This is a genomic window from Hydrogenophaga sp. (genome assembly GCF_041633695.1).
Taxonomy (GTDB): Bacteria; Pseudomonadota; Gammaproteobacteria; order Burkholderiales; family Burkholderiaceae_C; genus Hydrogenophaga.
Genome location: NZ_JBFJMY010000025.1, coordinates 1 through 20,426, shown reverse-complemented (window position 1 = coordinate 20,426; position 20,426 = coordinate 1). Strand labels below are relative to the sequence as shown.

The window sequence follows — 20,426 nt, the reverse complement described above, 5'->3', positions numbered from 1 at the left end:
GCGCTTGCGCAAGAAGGTGGTGGTTCCGGTGGAAGAAAAAGCCGAGTTCGTGCTCATGGGGGTCGGTTCGCAGGCGGTGCTGCTGATGGACCCGCGCACGCAGGTGGACCCGGTCCCGGGCGAGGAAAAGCCCTAGGAGCCGACGCCTTCTGCCGCGCAGGCTCCTAGGGACGCAGCCCAACCGGGCGCTGATGCCGCGGCTCAGTGGATGCTGGTTGGAGCGTCGTGGTGGGCGGACAGCGTGAAGCTGAAGGTGGCGCCCAGCCCCGGGCTGGTTGAGGCGGCTAAATCACCACCGTGGCGCTGCACGATGCGCCGCGAGGTGGCCAGACCAATGCCCAGGCCCCCGAATTCGTGCGGCATGTGCATGCGCTGGAAAGGCTGGAACAGCTTTTCCGCGTGGGCCATGTCAAAGCCCACGCCGTTGTCGCTCACGCAGTAGTGGGTCTGGTCGGCCTGCTCCCGGGTGTATACGCGGATGTGCGCCGCCTCCGTGTGCAGGGTGTATTTCCAGGCGTTGTGCAGCAGGTTCTGCAGCAAGGCGTCGATCAGCGGCCGATCGGCCAGCACATGGATGTCGGGCTGCACCTCCCAGGTCACGCGGCGGGCGGGGTCCTGGTTGGCCAGTTCTTCCAGCAAGCGGGTCGCCAACTGGCTGAGGTTGAACGGCTGGCGCTGGATTTCGCCACGGGCGTACTGGGAGAGTTTGAGCAGGCCGTCGATCAGCAGGCCCATTTTTTTGCTCGCGTCCTTGATGCGGTCCAGGTGCTGGCGGTTGTGCGCTTGCAGCTCGGGCAGGTCTTCTTGCAGGGCCTGTGCAAAGCCGTTGATCAGTCGCAGCGGTGAGCGCAGATCGTGCGCCACGGTGTAGGAATAGCTTTCCAGTTCCATGTACGCGGCCTTCAGTGCATGGGTGCGGTCCTGGATGCGCTGCTCCAGCGAGGCATTGAGCTTTTGAATTTCCTGTTCGGTGTGTTTTCTGGTCGAGATGTCTTGCGTCACACCGAAGGCCCGGATGGCGCGGCCGGTGTCGTCGCGCTCCATCTCGGCGCGCACGTTGAACCAGCGGACCAGCCCGTCCTGCGGTGATCGGTACACGGTGTTGTAGGGACGCACGCCGCGCACCGCCTGAAGCCATTCGTCTTGCACGCGCTGGCGGTCGTCGGGGTGGATCAAGGCCTTCAGTTGCTCGCCATTCCATTCGGGACCGGGTAACCCCAGCTTTTTATACGCGTCGCCCATGACCGAGAACCGACCGGTGGCGATGTCGCACTCCCAACTGGCAAACCCGGCCAGCGCCTGGGCCTGGCGCATCAGGCGTTCGTTGGTGCGCAAGGCTTCTTCGGCGGCTTTGCGCACACTGATGTCTTGCACCACGGCGATCAGGTAATGCGGGCTGCCGTCGGCCTTGCGTATCAGGTTCAGGTTCAGGTGCACCCAGACGGTGTGCCCGTCCTTGTGGATGTAGCGCTTGTCCAGGTGGTAGTGCGTGATCTCGCCCGCCAAAGTGCGCCGCAGCAAGGTCTCGTCCAGATCCACATCTTCGGGGTGCGTGAAATCGCGAAAGGTGAGTTGCCAGATTTCTTCGCGGGTGTAGCCGATCAATTTGCAATAGGTCTGGTTGACACGCAGCCAACTGCCATTGACCCGGTTGTGCGCCATGCCCGAAGCCGTGTGTTCAAAAGTGTCGTCGAGTTGCTCGCCGGTGGTCTTGAGCTGGTTCGCATAGGCCTGCAACTGGCGCGCGCGCCGTTGCATGAGGGCGATGGCGCCCACCACCAGCAACTGCGTCAAAAAATGCCAGAGGTTGAGCCAGAACGCCTCCATCGGATTGGCGATGGCCATGGAGAAGTAAGGACGGACCAAAAAGAAGTTGAGCACCACCATGCCCAACACCACGCTGAGCATGCCAGCCCGAAAGCCGCCATAAAGCGCGGCCAGCGTGGCGGCCATCGAGAAGGTGATGAAACGCCCGCCGGACTCGGCAGGCGCAAGCTGTATGCGCAGCCAGGCCGCACCCAGTGTCAGCAGAACCGCGACGGCATACCGGCTCCAGACGGGTGTCTGGTGGGGCTCATGTTGTAGCCACCGCTGCCAGAGGGCGGACAAAAACGCTGCGCCGGGCAGCGGTTGGGCGGACATAGACGACGGTTCTCCAAAAAATTGCACGCGCGTTCGGTTTCCTCCCGTTGTAGCAGAGAGCGTGCAAGTTGAGCACCGGAAGTGCCCCTAAGCGCGGGTGTATATCGTGGCTTTATCGACCAGACGGGTTACAGCGTGTGCAGGACCTGGGCAATGGTCTCGGCGGTTTCGCTCGGTTTTTCCATCGGGAACAGGTGTGTGCCTTCCACCATGCGCAGCCGATCGGGGTGGTCTTTTCCGACCAGCTTGTGCGTCATGTCCATGCCCACCTGGCGCATTTCCTGCGAATCGGTGCCGCCGATGAAGGCCACCGGGCACTTCAGCGGGTGGCTTCGCAGCAGGCGGTCCAGGTTGTGCGGCAGGGTGTTGTAAATGGCGGTCTCCACCTCGCGGTCGAAGCTGAGCACCCGCTGCGTGCCTTGCGGCGTGGTCTCGTCGTGGGTGCCGTGTTCGGCGTAATCGCGCAAGACCTCGGGTTCCCAGCGGGCAAAGGCTTTCTTGTGTTCAAAATGCGCCAGCACGGCGGCGGTGTCGGACCAGCTGTTGCGCCGTTGCCGGCTCACCCGGCCCGGCGAAACCGAACCCACGAGTTGCACGCGTTTGGCCAGTCCCAGTGTGCGGGCACGCCAGCCGCCCAGCACCGGCGAGTCCAGCAGCAACACCCCGCGCAGCGGGTGCCCGCCCAATACCGGGTGGCGGGCTGCGCACATCAGGCTCAGAAAGCCCCCCAGTGAATGCCCCACCAGCCAGGCGGGTTCGCCGTGCGCCTCGATTTCGGGGGCGGCGAAGTCGGCCAGCTGCTGCACCAGATGGGGCCAGTTGCTGGTGACCGGGTAACGCGGGTCGTGGCCGAACTTGTCGATCGCCCGCACGTGGAAACCGCGCGCGCGCAGCGAGCGAAACAACACCCCGTAGGTGCTGGCGGCAAAGCTGTTGCCGTGGGAAAAAATGATCAAGGACATAGATGGGTGTGGGGCGCGCGGAGCAGGCCCAGAGAGCCGACGTTTCTTCTGCCGCGCAGGCGCCTGGGCTCAGATCAGTTTTTCCTTGGGGTTGGTGATTTTCCTGAGTGGCTGGCTGCGCGCACTGGCGCAGAGCAGGGGCACCTCGGTGTGGCTGCCATCCCAGGTCGGGTCTTCGATGCTGTCGAACACTTCGCGCAACTTTTCGCCCCAGGTGCCGTGCACCATGCGGTAGTAGGGATTGTTCTCGTCGATGCAGGTGATCTTGTCGGTCGTCAGCTGATCCGCTTCGTAGACCGCCATGTCCAGCGGCAAGCCCACCGAGAGGTTGGACTTGAGGGTCGAGTCCATCGAGACCAGCACGCATTTGGCGGCCTCGTCCAGCGGCGTCTCGGGCGTGATGACGCGGTCCAGCACCGGTTTGCCGTACTTGGATTCGCCGATCTGGAAGAACGGCGATTCGGCGGTGGCTTCGATGAAGTTGCCGGCCGAATAGACCTGGAACAGGCGCATGCCTTCGCCCTGTACCTGGCCACCAAAAATCATGGAGACGTTGAAGTCCACGCCCGCGCGTTTGAGCGCCTCGCCATCGCGTTCGTACACGTGGCGCACGGCCGAGCCCAGGACGCGCGCGGCGTCGAACATGCTTTTGGCGTTCCAGATCGTGATGGCGCTGTCGTTTTCCGGGTCTTGCAGGTGTTCGACCTGCAGGATCTCGCGCACCGACTGGGCGATGCTGAGATTGCCCGCCGAGAGCAGGCACATGAAGCGCTCGCCCGGCTTTTCGTAGACGATCATCTTGCGGAAGGTGCCGACCTGATCCAGGCCCGCGTTGGTGCGCGAGTCCGACAGGAAGACCATGCCGGCCCGGAGTTTGACGGCGACGCAGTAAGTCATGGGGTTTCAGCGAGTTTTTTGAGTCGGTAAATCTGTTCCAGCGCGTCGCGCGGGCTCAGGGTGTCGGGGTCGAGTGCGGCGAGCGCCGATTGCAGCGGGTGCGGCGCGCTCTCGGGGGGCGCCGGTGGTGGCGCAAACAGGTCGATCTGGGGTCGGTTCTGTTCGCTTTGCGCTTCCAGCGCGGCCAGCGCGTGGCTGGCGTGTTGCACCACGGTGTTGGGCACGCCCGCCAGCCGTGCCACCTGGATGCCGTAGCTGCGGCTGGCCGGGCCGGGCTCTATCTGGTGCAGGAACACGATGCCGCCTTTGTGGCCGTTGCCAGAGCCGTGTTCGGCCGCGCTCACATGCACGTTCACCGCCGCGTGGTGGCTGGCGGGGAACTCGGTGAGTTCGAAGTAGTGGGTGGCGAACAGGGTGAAGGCTTTGGCCTTGTCGTGCAAATGGGTGGCGATGCCGCCGGCCAGCGCCAGCCCGTCGAAGGTGGAGGTGCCGCGCCCGATCTCGTCCATCAGCACCAGGCTGTTGGGTGTGGCTGCGTGCAGGATTTGTGCCGCCTCGGTCATCTCGACCATGAAGGTGGACTGGGCGTTGGCCAGGTCGTCGGCGGCGCCGATGCGGGTGTGGATGGCGTCGATGGGGCCGAGCCGACAAGCCTGCGCCGGCACGTAACTGCCCATGCTGGCCAGCAGCACGATCACCGCGACCTGGCGCATATAGGTGCTCTTGCCGCCCATGTTGGGGCCGGTGATGACTTGCATGCGCTGCTTGGGGCCGAGCACGGTGTCGTTGGCCATGAAGCTGGCGCCGCTGGTTTCTTCCAGCCGGGCCTGCACCACCGGGTGGCGGCCGCCCCGGATGTCGATGCAGGGCTGGGCGCTGAACTCGGGTGCGCACCAGTCGAGCGTGAGCGAGCGCTCGGCCAGCGCACACAGCGCGTCCAGCGCGGCCATGGCGCGGGCCAGGCGGGTGAGTGGCTCCAGAAAGTGTTGCAGTTCGTCCAGCAGCTGTTCGAACAGCCATTTTTCGCGCGCCAGGGCGCGCTCTTGCGCCGACAACGCCTTGTCTTCAAAGGTCTTGAGTTCGGGCGTGATGAAGCGCTCGGCGTTCTTCAGCGTCTGGCGGCGGCGGTAGTCTTCGGGCACGCGGTCGAGCTGGCCTTGCGTGACTTCGATGTAGAAGCCGTGCACCTTGTTGTATTGCACCCGCAGGTTGGCGATGCCGCTGCGTGCGCGTTCACGGGCTTCCAGGTCGATCAGAAAACTGTCGCAATTGGTCTGGATGGCGCGCAGCTCGTCCAGCTCGGCGTCCAGGCCATGGGCGATCACGCCGCCGTCGCGCACCAGGGCGGCGGGTTCGGGCAGCAGGCTGGCCTGCAGCCGTTCGATGCTGGCGGGCGGCGGCACCAGGTCTTGCGCGATCTGCTCCAGCAGCGCCACACCCGCCACGCCGCCTGCGCGCAGGCTTTGCGCGAGCTGGGCCGAGCGCTCCAGCGTCTGGCCCAGGCCCACGAGTTCGCGCGGGCGCACCTGGCGCAGCGCGGTGCGGGCCGTGATGCGTTCCACGTCGCTGGCACCCTTGAGTTGTTGGCGCAGGGTTTTGTACAGGCCGCCGCGCAAAGTGGTGATGGCGGCGAGCCGGGCACGGGCCTGGTCGCGCTCGCGCCGGGGTTCCAGCAGCCAGGTGCGCAGGGTGCGGCTGCCCATGCCGCTGCAGCACACGTCGAGCAGCGAGAACAGGGTCGGGCTGGATTCGCCGCGCAAGGTCTGCGTGAGTTCGAGGTTGCGGCGCGTGGCCATGGGCAGGTCGAGCAAGGCGTCGGCGCGCGCCACTTGCAGGCTTTTCACGTGCGGCAGCGCGCGGCCCTGGGTGTGTTCGGCGTAGTCGAGCAGGGCCGAGGCGGCGGCGTGTGCGTCGCTCAGGTGTTGCGCGTCCCACGCCGCCAGGCTGGCCGTCTGCAGTTGTTCGCGCAAGCGGCGCTCGCCCAGCGCCGGATCAAAAGCCCAGGCCGGTCGCAGCACCAGACTCAGGCGGGTGCCCGCCGGGCCGGGCGTGGCGGCCAGGGCCGTCACGTGTTTTTCAAAAGCCGGGGTGACTTCGGCGCTGTACAGCAGTTCGCTGGGGCCGATCCGCCCCACCCAGTCGGCCAGTTCGTCGCCGCTGCATTGCGCCAGGTGCACCGTGCCCTGGGTCACCGACATCCAGGCCAGGCCGCAGCCGGTGCGCGCGCCCTGGTGTACCACCATGAGCAGGGCCTCGGACTTGTCCGACAGCAGCTCGGTATCGGTCAGGGTGCCGGGTGTGACCACGCGCACCACCTTGCGCTCCACCGGGCCTTTGGCGGTGGCCACGTCGCCCACTTGTTCGCACAGCGCGACCGACTCGCCCAGGCGGATCAGGCGCGAGAGGTAGGTGTCGAGCGCATGAAAGGGCACGCCGCACATGACCACCGGCTGGCCCGCCGACTGGCCGCGCTGGGTCAGCGTCACGTCCATCAGGCGCGCGGCCTTCTCGGCGTCGCCAAAGAACAGCTCGTAGAAATCCCCCATGCGGTAGAACACCAGCGTGTCCGGGTACTCGGCCTTGATGGCCAGGTACTGCTGCATCATGGGGGTGTGAGGACTGGCCTGGTCGGTCATAAGGGGGTGGATCGCCTTCGCTGGGGTGGGAGTTGGGCGGGCCATTCACCGTGTGTGATCTTGACCGCCAGCGGTATTGTCCACTGTAGCGGTTGGCGGCCCGGTCATCGGCCCCCAGGAACCCCTGGCCGCAGCGCTTTGTGGGTCTGAACAGGCGGATCAACCGCGCAAGGGTTGACAGGGGGCAAAGGCCTATGTTTTGATGCCCGAGAACTTTTCGTAACAGATTGCTCCATGCCGCACCCGTTTTGAGGGAGAACGGGTTCACCTTTGTGTGACATATGCCTGCATGACGAGGTGGTTTGGCGACAAAATCCGGGCCCTGACCGGGCTTTGGACGCCGCACACACCAGAGCACCGCCACCGGTCAGCCCTCTTTGGGCGCCACCACACCGCCGCCGCTTGCTTTGCAGGCCCGCACCGCACAGCAACGACACACCGAGCCCTCGTGCCCGGTCCTGCCGTCAAAACCCAAATCATCAGGGATCGCCATGAAATCCGCAGAAGCCTATCTTCGCCGCCAATACCTTTGCTTGTTGCGCCGTTGCGCCTGGAACCAGGCCTTGAACACCTTCGTCGGCGTGGTGGCCGCCATACACGGCGTTGCGGCGTCGGCGCAGGCCATCGTGGTGGACGGGCGCACGCAGACCCAGGTTTCGGTAAATGGAGCGGTGACGGACGTCAGTACCCAGACGGTGCGCGGGCCCACCGGTTTCAATTCGTTTTCGCGCTTCAACGTGGAGAGCGCCACCACGGTGAACCTGCACCTGCCCGACCAGACCCGCAACCTGCTCAACCTGGTGCACGACGAGCAGTCCAGTATCCACGGCATGGTCAACGCCTACCAGGACGGCCATATCGGCGGCAACGTGTTCTTTCTCAACCCGCACGGCATCGTGGTGGGCAAACAGGGCGTGCTCAATGTGGGCAGCCTGACGCTGGCCACGCCCACACCCGCCTTCATGAACGAATTGGTGGCGCCGGGTGGCGAGATCGGCCAGGCGGCGACCGACCAGGCGCTGGCGGGCAGCATGCCTTTGAGCGAGAGCGGTCTGGTGCGGGTGCAGGGGCGCATCAACGCGACCGAGGCGGTCACGCTGGCCGGGGGCTCGGTGGACGTGGCGACCGGTGCGCAGGTGCTGGCGGGCGCCCGGGCCCGGGTGGCGTTTGCCGAGCTGGTGAATGTACAAGGCGTGGCGCCGGCGGCGGCGGTGCAGGTGGACGGCGGTGTGATCCGCATCGTGGCGGCGCAAGACGTGGCGGTGGCCGGGCAGGTGTCTGCCGATGGCCTGGCCAGCGGGGGCGACGGGGGATCGGTGCGCGTGATGGCCGAGCGCAATGCCGACCTGCAAGCCGGTGCCGTGGTGTCGGCCAACGCGGGCGACAGCGGCGACGGTGGTTTCGTCGAGTTCTCGGCCCAGCACACCGTGAACCTGGCGGGCGGCAGCCTGCAGGCGCGTGCCCCGCAAGGCGTGGCCGGTGCCGTGCTGATCGACCCGGCCAACCTGAACATCGGCAGCGACTTGCTGCGCAGCACCGGTGGCAACACCAGCAGCGATGGCGTGAGCTGGGACGCGGGCAGCCTGACGCTGGAAGCGAACCAGAACCTCAGCGTGGCCGATGGCGTGGTGGTCTCCACGCGCGATGTCGCGGGCGGCAGCCGCAACGACCACATCAACGGAGCTTCGCAGGGCGCCTCGGGCGCGCTCACGCTCAAGGCCGCACACATCGCGCTGGGCGACGGTGCCATGCTGCTGGCGCAAGGCGATGCCAACCACGCCGGTGGTGACGTGAAGGTATTGGCCACCGACATCAACGCCGTGGGCGCCAGCCGCAACGCGGACGCCAGCATCCTGGCCAAGCATGCCGTGGTCAAAGGGCGCGACGTGACGATCGCCGCCACGGCCGACACCTCGCTCATCGCCCAGGTGCTGGAGGCGAATCCGGCCATCAGCGCGGCCGATGCACAAAGCTATTTGAGCTCGGAGCTGGACGACCTTTCCGACGGCCCCGGCGGCGAGTACCTGGCCATCAAGACCACGGCCACGGCCAAAACCGAATGGCTGGGCAGCACGGTGCAAGCCAGTGGCGAGGTGAACATCTCGGCCCAAGCCGGCGCGCGCGCCGGGTTCGAGAAAAAGGCCACCGCCACGGTGCTGGTGGGCGACCACGTACCCGCTGCCGGCCCCACCGTGGCCAGCCACATCAGCGGCCAGAAGGTGAACATCTCCAGCCAGAGCGACACCTCGCTCACCTTCAATGTGCTGGGCAAAGCCCTGCGCCTGGCCGACCAGAGTTGGTTGCCCGACCCGGACAGCGGCACGGTGCAGTTGCTCGACGACCAGCTGTTCGATTTCAGCGGCGTGCCGCTGGTGGCCTTGTCCGAGTCCCGCGCCAAGACCAATGTGTCCGGTGCCAGCGTGGTGCAAGCGGTCGATTCCCTGGACATCAGCGCCGAAGCGGTGTCGGTGGCCAGCCCCAGCTTCGCCAGTCCGCTCCTGTTCTCGGCCGCCTGGGGTGAATCCACCGCCGTCGCCGAAACCTGGGTGGAGGGCAGCAGCGCCTTGCGCTCGGGCGGCAAGACCACGGTGAAGGCCGGTTCCGATGTGGAGATGGAGGTCACCGCGACGGTGAACTCCGTCAACAAACCGGTAGACGCCACCTTCGCACGCGGCAAGAACAGCATCACCACCCGGGCCGTGGTGGGCGACCAGACCAGCACCGTCGCCGGTGAACTGGAGCTGCTGGCCACCACCGAGTCCGAGCTGTCCGTGGTGGCGGAATCCAAGAACGCCGGCGGCAGCGGTGTCGGTCTGGCGGTGGCGGTGAACGTGTCCGATACCGAGACCACCGCCACCCTGGGTGGCGACGTGACCACGAACACGGGCGACGTGAAAGTGGCCGCCACGACCGACATTTCGCAGAACAACACCAGCGCCAACGCCGCGACCCTGGGCAATCCGAGCAGCCTGTCGGCCAAGATCACCAATTTCAAAGCCGGCATCCAGCGCAACGTGGTCGGCTCGGTGCTGGGCGCCACCGGCCTGATGAAGCAGGGCACGGCGGACAAGCTCACGCAGTTCATGTTCCCCGGCATCAAGGAAGGCAAGTTCAACGCCTCGGGTGCCGTGACCTACAGCGACTCGACCAACACCGCCAACGCCAGCATTGCCAACCAGGCCAGCGTGAAATCCGCCGGCCGGGTAGACGTGTTGGCCCACATCACCGACCGGCCCTCGGCCAGTGTGGGCGCCAAGTCCACCTCCACCGGCACCGCCATCGGCGGCTCGGCGGTGGTGGCGGATTTCGCCAACCACGCCCACGCCACCATCGGCAACCAGGCCGTGGTGGACGCGCAAAGCGGCCTGCGGGTGGACGCACAAACCCTGGTGCCCTATCCGTGGCAGATCGACTGGAGTTCGCCGGAAGTCATCCTCGAACACCTGCAGGGCAGCATCCTCGATCTGCTGCTGACCTCGTACGCGATCAATTCGGCCAAAGGCAAAGAAGGCCTGGGTCTGGCGGTGGCGGTGAGCGTGCTGGGCATGGACAACAAGTCCAAGGCCGAGATTGGCGAGGGTGCGCGCATCAACACGCGCTACACCCAGGCGCTGGAGCCCGCGCTCGATCTGAGCCAGCAGGCGGTGAACGTGTACGCCAAGAACGAGGTCAACAGCGTCAACGCCGTGGGCATCTTGTCCAAGAAGTTTCTCGGCTCCAGCGGTGGCAAGGCCGCCGTGGGCGGCTCGGGCAATTTCCTCAACATCGACGGTGAGGCCGTGGCCGGCATCCGCGACGGCGCCGATGTGCGCGCGGTGCAAGACGTGGATGTGAAAGCCGAATCCGTCAGCCAGTTGATCACGGTGACGGAAGCCGGTGGCAGCTCCGACAAGGTCGGTCTGGAAGGCGCACTGTCGGCCAATACCGTGCACACCGACACCGTGGCCTATATCGACGACAAGGCCCGCGTCGAAGCCGGCGGGAACGTCCAGGTGGAAGCGGTGGGCGATCTGGAAATGGTCTCGGTGGCCGGTGGTGTGGTCGCCACCAAAGGCCCGGTGGGCATTGGCATGTCGGTCTCGCTCAACACGGTGGAGAGCCAGGTGGCGGCCTATATCGGCAACCACGATCCGCTGAACGACACCGCACCCGCCACCGGCGTGGTGCGCAGCGGCGGCGATCTCGCGGTCAAGGCCAAGGCCTACACGGAAATCGGTGCCTATTCGGTGGCCGGTGCGCTGGCCACACAGAGCAGCGCCCAGACCACCGCACCCAGCGACGCGGGCGAAACCCAGGACGGCTCGGGCAGTGCCGCCGGGGGCAGCGCGGGCAAGGGCAAGTTCGGCATCGCCATGTCGGGCGACGCTTCGGTGAACGACATCCAGGCCGATACCCTGGCCTACGTGGCCGATGGTGTGCAGGTGCAGCAGGCGCGCCACGCCACGCTGGACGCCCACAACACGCTGGCCATCAACGCGCTGGCGGGCGCGGTCAGCATTTCCACGCAGCCAGACGGCAACGGCCTGGCCGGGTCGTATGCGCAAAACAGTTTGGCGGGCAACACCGCCGCCTATATCGACAACGCCAGCCTGACCCAGGCCGGGGACCTGAACCTGAAGGCCGAAGTCTCCGGCAATATCAAGACCTTGTCGGCCAGCGTGGCCGGCGCCAAGGGCAAGGCCGGCGTGGCCGGTTCGGTGTCGATCAACGACATCGGCAACCAGACCCAGGCCTATGTGGTGAACACCACGCTGAGCGGCGTGAACAACGCCAGCATCCGCGCGTACGACCACTCCGGCATCCAGTCGGTGGCCGGTGCGCTGGCCTTTGGTGGCAAGGCGGGCGTGGGCCTGTCGTTTGCCTTGAATAAGCTGCACAACAAGACCCTGGCCCATGTCGACGATTCGGACCTGGAAGCCGCCGGCACCCTGAACCTGTCGGCCGAGACCGACAACAGCATCGACACCATCACGGCCGCTTTGGGTCTGAGCAAGGGCACCATGGCCGCCGCCGGATCGGTGTCGATCAACACGATCGAGAACGAGACCCGGGCCTACGTGTCGGGCAAGAAAACGGCAGCGGGCCTGGACGCCCATGGCGGCGTCGCCATCGACGCCCAGGACCAGTCGAACATCTTCGCGGTGAGCGGCAGCATTGGCGCCAGCGCCGGCAAGACCGGTGTGGGCGCCGCAGTGGCGTGGAGTGAGGTGAACAACACGGTGGAAGCGGGTGTGCGCGACGGCGCCGATGTGGCGGCCAGCGCCGGTGGCGTGGCGGTCAAGGCCACCGCCAACACCGAAGTCGAAGCCATTGCCGCCGCCGGCAGCCTGGGCGACAAGGTCGCGGTTGCGGGTTCCTTCTCCGCGGTGCAGACCGAGAACACGGTGAGCGCGCAGGTGAACGCAGCCCGCGTGCAAGCGCGCGACCAGGTCGAGCTGGCCGCCAGCGACACCGCACGGCTCAATTCCACCGCCGGGAGCGCAGCGCTTTCGGGTGGTGCTGCTGCGGTGGGCATTGCCGCCGCTTACAACGTGATCGAAAACCGGACCGAGGCCAGTGCGACCGACGCCCAGCTGAGCGGCGCGGGCGTGCAGATCAAGGCCAACGAAGACGCCGACATCCGCAGCATCGCGGTGGGCGGCAGTGGTGGCGCCAAGGTGGCGGTGGCGGGCTCGCTGGGCATCAACCAGATCGACAACACCACCCTCGCATCGGCCACGCGGTCGAGCTTGAACAGCACCGGTGGCGACACCCAGCTGCTGGCGCGCGACAGCTCGGAGATTCTGTCCATCACAGGCGCAGCGGCGGTGGGTGGCAATGGCGCGGTGGGCGCGGCGGGTTCCTACAACCGCATCGGCGGCGACGTGAAGGCCGAAATCAGCGGCGGCACGGCGGCGGGCGAGCAGGTGCTGGTGCAAGCCCAACGTGCGGCCACGCTCGATGTCTGGGCGATCTCGGGCTCCGGCGCGGGAACCGCCGGTTTTGCCGGCTCCATCGCCTTGAACGACGCGGGTGGCAGCACCACCGCGCGCGTGGCCGATGGCGCCCATGTGAACGCCAGTGGCAATGTGCTGGTGGCGGCGCAGGCCGACGACAAGATCGCGTCCAAGGCCGGAGCGGTGGGCCTGGGTGGCTCGCTGGGCGCGGCGGGCGGTATCGCCTTCAACGATTTGCACGCCAGCACGCTGGCCGAGGTGACGGGCGCGAACACGCAAGTCAGCGCCTTGGGCCAGGGCGCTGCGCTGCAGGTGGACGCGGGTGCGCTGAAGACCACAGGCGAGCTCCAAGACCGCCGAGAAAAAGACAGCGTGCGCGGTGTTGCCGTGCTGGCATCGTCCACCGCCGAGGTGGAGAACGCCGCGCTGAGCGCCGCAGGCGGCGGCAGTGCCGCCGTGGCGGCCACGGTCAGCGTGGCCATGGTGGGCGGCAGCACCACGGCGCAGCTGAGCGACGGCGCCCGGCTGAACACCGCATTTGGCGGTGCCGAACAAGCAGCGCGTGTGGCGGCCTACCACCACGACAAGATCGTGTCGGGCACCGGTGGCGCGGCCATTGGCGGCGATGCCGGTGTGGGCGGCGCGGCCGACACAGCGGTGGTGTCGCACAACACCACGGCACGTGTGCAGGATGCGCGGGCGCAAGCGACCAAAGCCGTGGCGCTGGACGCGGGTTCCAGCACCGACATCACACAAGGGGTGATCGCCGTCGGTGGTGGCACCTACGCGGGCCTGGCCGGTACCGTGGGCGTGGTCTTGCTCGATGGCAGCACGCAGGCCTTGGCCGAAAACGCGCGGCTGGATTCCCAAGGCAGCCTGAAGGTGCAGGCGCGCTCCGATACCGACGTGGACCTGAAAGCCGGTGCACTCGCGGTCAGCGGTGCGGCCGGTGTCGGCATCACGGCAGCGGTCACGGTGGCCGAGCAGAACACGCAGGCCCGCGTCAGCGGCAGCAGCGCGTTGAACGCCAATGGCAACACCCTGGTGAACGCGGCTTCCGATTTCAAACAGCACGACTACGCCTACACCGCCGCGGCGGCTGGCGGCGCAGGCATTGCGGGCACCGTGAACGTGGTGGTGCTCAAAGGCAGCACCGATGCGGTGGTGGGCGCAGGCGTCGGCATCAACGCCGACAACGCCTACGGCGGCGCCGAGCAGGACGTGCACGTCACGGCCAGCGACCGCTCCCAGGTCGACAACAAGGTCGGCAGCCTCGGCATTGGCCTGGGTGGCGCCGGTGTGGGTGCGGTGGCCGACGTGGTGCTGGTGCACAACGGTGCTTCGGCCCGTGTGGACAGCGGTGCCAGCATCACCGCCGACCGACACATCCGCATCGCCGCCGATGCGACGCGCGATGTGAACTCGATTTCGACCGCCATCGCGGGCGGCTACACCGCAGGCATCGCGGGTGCGGTCTCGGTGATCTCGGTCGGCGCGCGCCCCGAGGGCGACGCCAAGGACAACAGCAGCGGCTCGGTGGGCAAGGCCGGTGACATGGCCAGCGCCAGCGCCACCGGCGACCAGATGGGCAGCGAGGGCGGCCCGTCCGCCGCGCGGGCCGACAGCGCGCGCCAGCGTGTGAACGTGGCGCAAGACCTGGACGCCGCACCCAACAACAGCTCGGCGGCGGCCAGTGTCGCCTCGGGCGCCACGCTCAAGGCCGGTGGCGATGTGGAGGTGCACGCGCACAACCGCACCGACACCGACGCCATCGCCGTGGGCGCAGCGGCATCGGGCGGCTTCTCGCTGGGCGGTGCCATTGCCATCGCCACGGTGCAAGACAAGACCGTGGCCTCGCTGCAAGGCAACACCACGGCGGGTGGTCGGGTCAGCGTGCGCGCCACCGACGACCAGTCCGACGCCTCGCTGCTGCGCACCTATGCCGGTGGTGGTGGTCTGGCCGGCCTGGCCGCCAGCTTGGCCTGGCACCAGAAATCGTCCACCGCGCTGGCCGAAATCGGCGGCACGGTGAACGCCGTCAACGGCGCCGTGACGGTCGATGCGGGTCTGGATCACGACCTGCAGGCCGAAGGCGTGGCCGCTGCCGTGGGTGTGGTCGGGGTGGGTGCGTCGATCGCCCATGTCACCGAATCGGGCGAGGCCTCGGCCCAGATCCGGGACGGCGCCCAGATCACAGCCCGTTCGCTGGATGTGCATGGCCACAGCCAGACCGACAGCGACGCCGACGTGATCGCCGCCTCTGGCGGTTTGTTCTCGGGCGCCGGTGCCGACGCCAACGCCAAGGACACGTCCTCGGCCCAGGCCCGTATCGGCAACAACGCGGTGATCCGCACCGCCACCGGTCTGACCCAGGTGCGTGCCGACGTGGACCCGCTGGCCAAAGCCAACGCGGTCGGCGTGGCCGTGGCCGCAGGGGCCGGTATCGGTGTTTCCATGGCCGATGCGCTGGTGCAGACCCGCGCCGTGGCCAGCACCGGCAGCGCGGTGGACGTGGTGGCCCAAGGCATGACCGTGCTGGCCGAAACCCGCATGCGCAGCAAGACCGCCGAGAGCGATGCCATGGCCGCTGCGGGTGGCCTGTTGCTCGGCGCCAGCGCCACCGATTCCAAAGCCACGGCGCGCACCTACACCGCCAGCGAAGTCGGGGCGGGCAACCAGTTGCGCGTCGCCGGCACCTTGCGGGTCGATGCCAACTCCGACACCTCGGTCGATGCCGATGTGACCGGTATCAGCGTGGGCGGTTTGCTGGCCGCAGGCAGCAACGCCGCCAAGGCCCAGACCGACACCCAAACCTATGCCACCGTGGGTGACAACCCCACGCTCGCGGCGGGCACGCTGCAAGTGCGTGCCGACGGCAGCGACCGGCTGCGTGCCAACACCTTGGCCGGTGCCGGTGGCCTGGGTGTGGTGGTGGCCTCCAAGAGCGAGACCGATGCCGATGCCCGTACCTATGCGCGCCTGGGCGGCGCCAGCGGCAGTGGCGGGCAGGTGGATGCCGCCCAAGTCGAACTGACGGCGGCGCAACACGTCAACTTCGACAGCCGCGCCGACTCCACCAGCGCTTCGGCGGTGGGCTTCTCTGGTGCGCGCGCCACCAACCGGGTCGATACCGACACCCGCGCCACCGTGGGGCGCCAGCTGACCGTGAACACGGGGGGCTTTGATGCCCAGGCCTGGAACGACATCGTCAAGCCCGCGCTGGCCAGTGGCTACAACGTGGACTCCGGCTCCGGCGGCTTGCTCAACGGTGCTGCGGCACGCTCCGAATCCACCATCCGCAACAACGCTTTGGTGGAGCTGGAGAACGCCGCCCAGGTCGCTGTGGCCGTGGCGGGCGATGCCGTGGGCCAGATGGACCTGGCGGCCTGGAACAAGGTACGGGCCTACGACCGCGTGCGGCTGGATTCCGGTGGCGCTGTCGCCATCGCCAAGGCCGAATCGGTGATCCAGAACGACCGCAACAACGCGCTGGTGAAGCTGGGCGCCGACGCCACCTTGCTCAGCGACGGCGAGGCGAATCTGTCGACCCGCACCGACGCGCAAATCCACGCCACCGCCCACTCCAAGACCTACGGCCTGGCCGGCGCTTCGGAAGGCGATTCGGTGGCCAGCATTGGGGCCAACAACCGGGTCGAGCTGGCCGCTGGCGCGAAGGTGGAGGCCGAGGGCGATGTGCACCTGATGGCGGGCACCAACCGGCAAGACGGCAACGACTTGTACGCCGATGCCGAAACCCGCTTGTGGAACTACACCGCCTTGCCGGTGGAGAACGATCCCGAAGCCTATGGCTCGGTGACGCAGTACAACACGGTCAACGTGGCCCAAGGCGCGCAGGTGCGCTCGGTGCAAAGCGTGCACCTCACCGCCAGCGAAGGCCGCCACCGCACGCGGGGTTTTGGCGAAGGCACCGACGCCTACCGCGAAACCTTGGCCGCGATCGGCGACTTTTTCGGCGCCGACACGTCTTCGCTGAAGATCACCGGTGGCTCCACCTACGACAACGCCAACGTGCCCTTGGCCTTTCTGCAGGGCGCGGACCCGGCCTCGGGCGTGAACGTGGACGGCACGGTGCAGGCCGGCATACGCCACCACCAGTGGCTGACGCTGGCTGCCGACGGCAGCACGGTGGACACCTCGGAGGGCATGGCCGACAAATGGCGCTTGCGCGACAACGTCAACCTGGCGACCGAACTCGCCGCCGAAATCGCGGCACTGACCGGCAAGGCCAGCCAGTTGCGCGCCGCCGCCGACAGCTACGCCGGCACCGATGCGGCCGACGCCGCGCTGGCACTGGACAACGACGCGCGCATTCTCCAGCAGCAGCTCGACGCCTTGCGCGCCGCACCGCTGGTGGGTTTCATCGATATTCTGGACACCACGGCGCGCAGCGGCAATGTGCGCATCACCGGCAAGTACCTCACCGGAGCGGCCAGCGGCGCGATCGAAGCGCCGGGCGATGTGCGCATCGACATCGAGAACCAGTCCACCCGCTTCATGCAGACGCAAAAGCTCACCATCCCCGACGAGGGCGGTGGCCTGATCACCTTCAACGGTTTGAGCGTGGGTTCCAACGGCGCGATCAACGACCGCAACGCGGTCGGCAAGACGGCCAACTTTGGCAGCCTGCTGAACGCCGAAACCTCGCCCAAGCCGGTGATCCGGGTAGAGAACACCAACAGCCGCGACGCCATTCCCGATTCGCCCGCCCAGCTCTGGATGCGTGGCGACGTGAACAACCTGGGTGGCGAAGCCATTGCCAAGAGCCACGGTACCTTGCGTGTGTCGGCCAACATCAACGCCGAGACGGTGAACATCGCCACCGGTGGCGACTTCATCAAGACCTACACGCCGGGCTTCACCCACCAGGGTGGCGACCCGATCGCCCAGTTGGGCAGCCTGCCCGACACCCGGGAAGGCGCCAAGGCCGACTATTCGCAGAACGGCCTGCCACTGGTGTGCAGCAGCGACCCCAAGAGTTGCAGCACCACCATCGCGGGCAACAACGTCTACATCAGCGGCCAGAAGCTCAACATCAACGGCGTGATCCAGGCCGGTCTGCCGGACCGCCAGATGGTGATCGACAACGGCCTCATCGGCGGCGCCAACGCCGGCAAGATCAGCGCCGCGCGTTCGGCCTGGCTGGCCAACCCGGGCACCGCTGAGCGTTATCTGGACCTGAACAACCCGGCGCCGGAAAGCAGCACCATCAAGGTCCGCTACGACGCGCAGAACGACCGGCTCGAACTCGACAATGTGCGCATGGGTGGCGGCCACATGGAATTGTTCGGTGACATCTTCTCGACCGGCAACGGCGAGCTGCGCGTGATGGACGGTTATGGCCGCATCAACGTGAGCAACACCACGCACTACGACATTGCCGTGGGCAAGCTCGACACCGGCCCCGGTGTTGAAGGCCTGATCCACATCACGGACACCTCGCAGCGCGACCGCTTCAACCAGCCACTGGTGACCGAAATCACCCGTCTGGGCGACACCATCACCACCCACACCAGCGCCACGGTGGACGCCGACGGCAAGCCCACCACGCTGATCGCCAGTACCTCGGGCCGGGACACCACCTTCCAGCCCTTGACCAACCGGCGTTTCAACTGGATCAACGGTGAGCGCACGCAGACCGACGAAGACCGGGTGTACACCACGCGGGTGCTGTTCGGCATCGATTTCCTCTGGCCCGACAGCGATCCGCCGGACAGCGTGAGCACGAGCAATGTGTACACCGCACGCCTCACGGGCGACTGGCTATCGACCGGTGGCGGATCGGCCGACTACGCGATGGACTATTCGAAGTACACCAGCGGTCCGTACAAATACAAGAACGACTACACGACCCGCAACGGTGTCTTGTGCATAGAGGGTGCCTGCGCCAAGGAAGACATCACCACCCACAAGTATTTCCGCACCGTGGTGAACGAGTACTACCAGCACAGCCTCAACGCATCCAAAGAAGTGAAGGTGAAGTTCACCGGCTTTGATACCGCCGATCTGCGGGTGGACGCGGGCACTGGGCAACTGCTGCTGGGCGGTCTGGTGCGCGGCCTCACCGGGGACACCACGCTGAGCGCCGGGGCAGGCATACAAAGCCTGTCGGACGACGCGCGCATCGTTGCCAGCCAGCTGAACATGACATCGGCCAACGGCGCCATTGGCAGCGCGGCGGCACCGGTGCAGATCAACCTCACCGATGCCGACCCCGGCAAAGGCCTGGTGGACGGCGTGCTGACCGCCAGCGCCCCCCTGGGCGTGGCGATCAAAGAGATCGGTGGCGAATTCCGCGTGGCCAGCGTGCAGGCCAACCAGGGCGACGTGTTCCTGACCGCCGACCGCTTGCTGCGTGGCACCACCGGTGGCACCACGGTGAGCGGCGTCAACCTGAATCTGGTGTCGCTCTCCGGCCAGATCGGCGGTCTGGCCACGCCTTTGCTGGTGGACAACCTGGGTGGCGCGGGCACGCTCTCGGCCAGCGCCGCTGGTGATATCCACCTGAGCGAGGCCACGGGCGACATGCGGGTGCAGAAAATCCAGTCGCAAGCCGGCAACGTGAGTCTGGCGGTGCCCGATGGCAAGCTGCTGGACGCCAACACGGTGGAGCAGGTGGACGAAAGCACGCGCGCCGAGCTGCTGGCGCTCTGGGACGAAATGCGCCTGCGCGGTGCCGCTGCCGAACAGGCGCGTGAGCGCAATCTGGAAGTGCAGGCGGCCAAGCGCAAGCAGGCCTACGAAGACTACTTCCGCATGCGCAACCTGCAGCAGGTGGGCGAGGGCGGCACCACCGCCGACGCCTACAACGCGAACTACCGCTTCAAGACCTCTGCCGAGCAAGCCAGCGAGCTGAAGACCGCGAACGGCTGGACCGACGCCCAGGTGTCGGCCTACGAAGACCAGCAGACCACGGCCTACCACGCGGCTTACCAGCGCTTTGGCGGTGGTGACTATGTGGCGAACTACAACGCGGTGCTGGACGATAGCGAGAAAACCGCTTTGTCCAAAGGCGCGGTGTGGAGCGACGCGCAGCTGAGCAACGCGCTCGCCGTGGGCCTGCTGCGCCCGGTGTCGGATACCGATATCCGGATTGAAGAATCCAACGTGATCGGCCAGGACATCCACCTGGTCGCACGCGACGGCATCGGCCTGGAGAAGGCCGCTGCGGTGGTGATTCGGCGCGGCACCGACCTGGGCACACTGGACGACGACCAGAAGCTGGCCTTGCTCACCGCCGAGCGTTCCGACATCGAACTGGTGGGCGATGAAATCCGCATCCGCCAGAAAGAAGATGTGGACATCACCGTCACCGGGCGACTCAAGGCCAGCGCCCAGGGCGATGTGCTGCTGGGTTCCGAAGGTAATGTGCTGGTCGACCAGCTGCTGTCCACCGGCGAGCTGCGGCTCAAGACCGGTGCCGGCATACAAGGCGTGGCCGGCAACACCCATGTGATCGCCCAACGCGCCATTCTGGAAGCCGGCAGCGGCGACCTGGGCAGTGCGGCCACGCCTATCCTGGTGGACCTGTCGGACAGCGGCACCCTGGCGGCACGCGCGGGGCGCGACCTGCATGTGCGCGAAATCAGCGGCGACATGGTGGTGGACAGCGTGTTTGCCAAGGGCGATGTGTACCTCACGGCCGACCAGTCCCTGGTGGAAGCGCGCGCCGACCGCGCGCTCGATGTGCGCGGCGACAGCCTGAACCTGGTGGCGGGCAACACCATCGGCCGCCCAGGGGGCGACAACGCGCTGGACGTGGCGGTGGACGCGCTGGGCCGTATCGACGCCAGCGCGCCCCATGGCATCTACCTCAACTCCACCGGTGGCACCGG

The 20,426-nt window shown here is 66.9% G+C and carries 5 protein-coding genes; 1 reads left to right on the top strand and 4 read right to left on the bottom strand.

Annotation, left to right across the window (positions count from 1 at the left end; translation table 11 throughout):
- Positions 1-201: 201 nt before the first annotated feature.
- From ABYB95_RS02935 to mutS, 4 genes are all read right to left on the bottom strand, one after another.
- Positions 202-2,142: a PAS domain S-box protein gene (locus tag ABYB95_RS02935; protein WP_372656937.1), complete on the bottom strand. Its 1,941-nt coding sequence runs from the start codon at positions 2,140-2,142 to the stop codon at positions 202-204.
- A 128-nt stretch (positions 2,143-2,270) separates the two neighbouring features.
- The gene (locus ABYB95_RS02930) at positions 2,271-3,104 is read right to left on the bottom strand and encodes an alpha/beta fold hydrolase (RefSeq protein ID WP_372656936.1); all 834 of its coding nucleotides are present in this window, start codon (positions 3,102-3,104) and stop codon (positions 2,271-2,273) included.
- A gap of 69 nt (positions 3,105-3,173) precedes the next feature.
- Positions 3,174-4,001 (bottom strand): peptidase, encoded by an 828-nt coding sequence (locus ABYB95_RS02925; RefSeq protein ID WP_372656935.1) that lies wholly within the window; start codon positions 3,999-4,001, stop codon positions 3,174-3,176.
- Entirely contained in the window at positions 3,998-6,637 is a 2,640-nt protein-coding gene (mutS, locus tag ABYB95_RS02920; RefSeq protein WP_372656934.1) for a DNA mismatch repair protein MutS, read from the bottom strand. The genes ABYB95_RS02925 and mutS overlap by 4 nt, the downstream gene beginning before the upstream one ends.
- A gap of 491 nt (positions 6,638-7,128) precedes the next feature.
- On the opposite strand from mutS, the gene ABYB95_RS02915 reads away from it, so the two are divergent.
- A partial coding sequence (locus tag ABYB95_RS02915) for a leukotoxin LktA family filamentous adhesin (RefSeq protein WP_372656933.1) occupies positions 7,129-20,426 on the top strand: 13,298 nt, incomplete at its 3' end.

Bases quoted from the DNA above. Each gene is read 5' to 3' on its own strand.
- ABYB95_RS02935 (WP_372656937.1), bottom strand. From the start codon at position 2,142: ATGTCCGCCCAACCGCTGCCCGGCGCAGCGTTTTTGTCCGCCCTCTGG.
- ABYB95_RS02930 (WP_372656936.1), bottom strand. From the start codon at position 3,104: ATGTCCTTGATCATTTTTTCCCACGGCAACAGCTTTGCCGCCAGCACC.
- ABYB95_RS02925 (WP_372656935.1), bottom strand. From the start codon at position 4,001: ATGACTTACTGCGTCGCCGTCAAACTCCGGGCCGGCATGGTCTTCCTG.
- mutS (WP_372656934.1), bottom strand. From the start codon at position 6,637: ATGACCGACCAGGCCAGTCCTCACACCCCCATGATGCAGCAGTACCTG.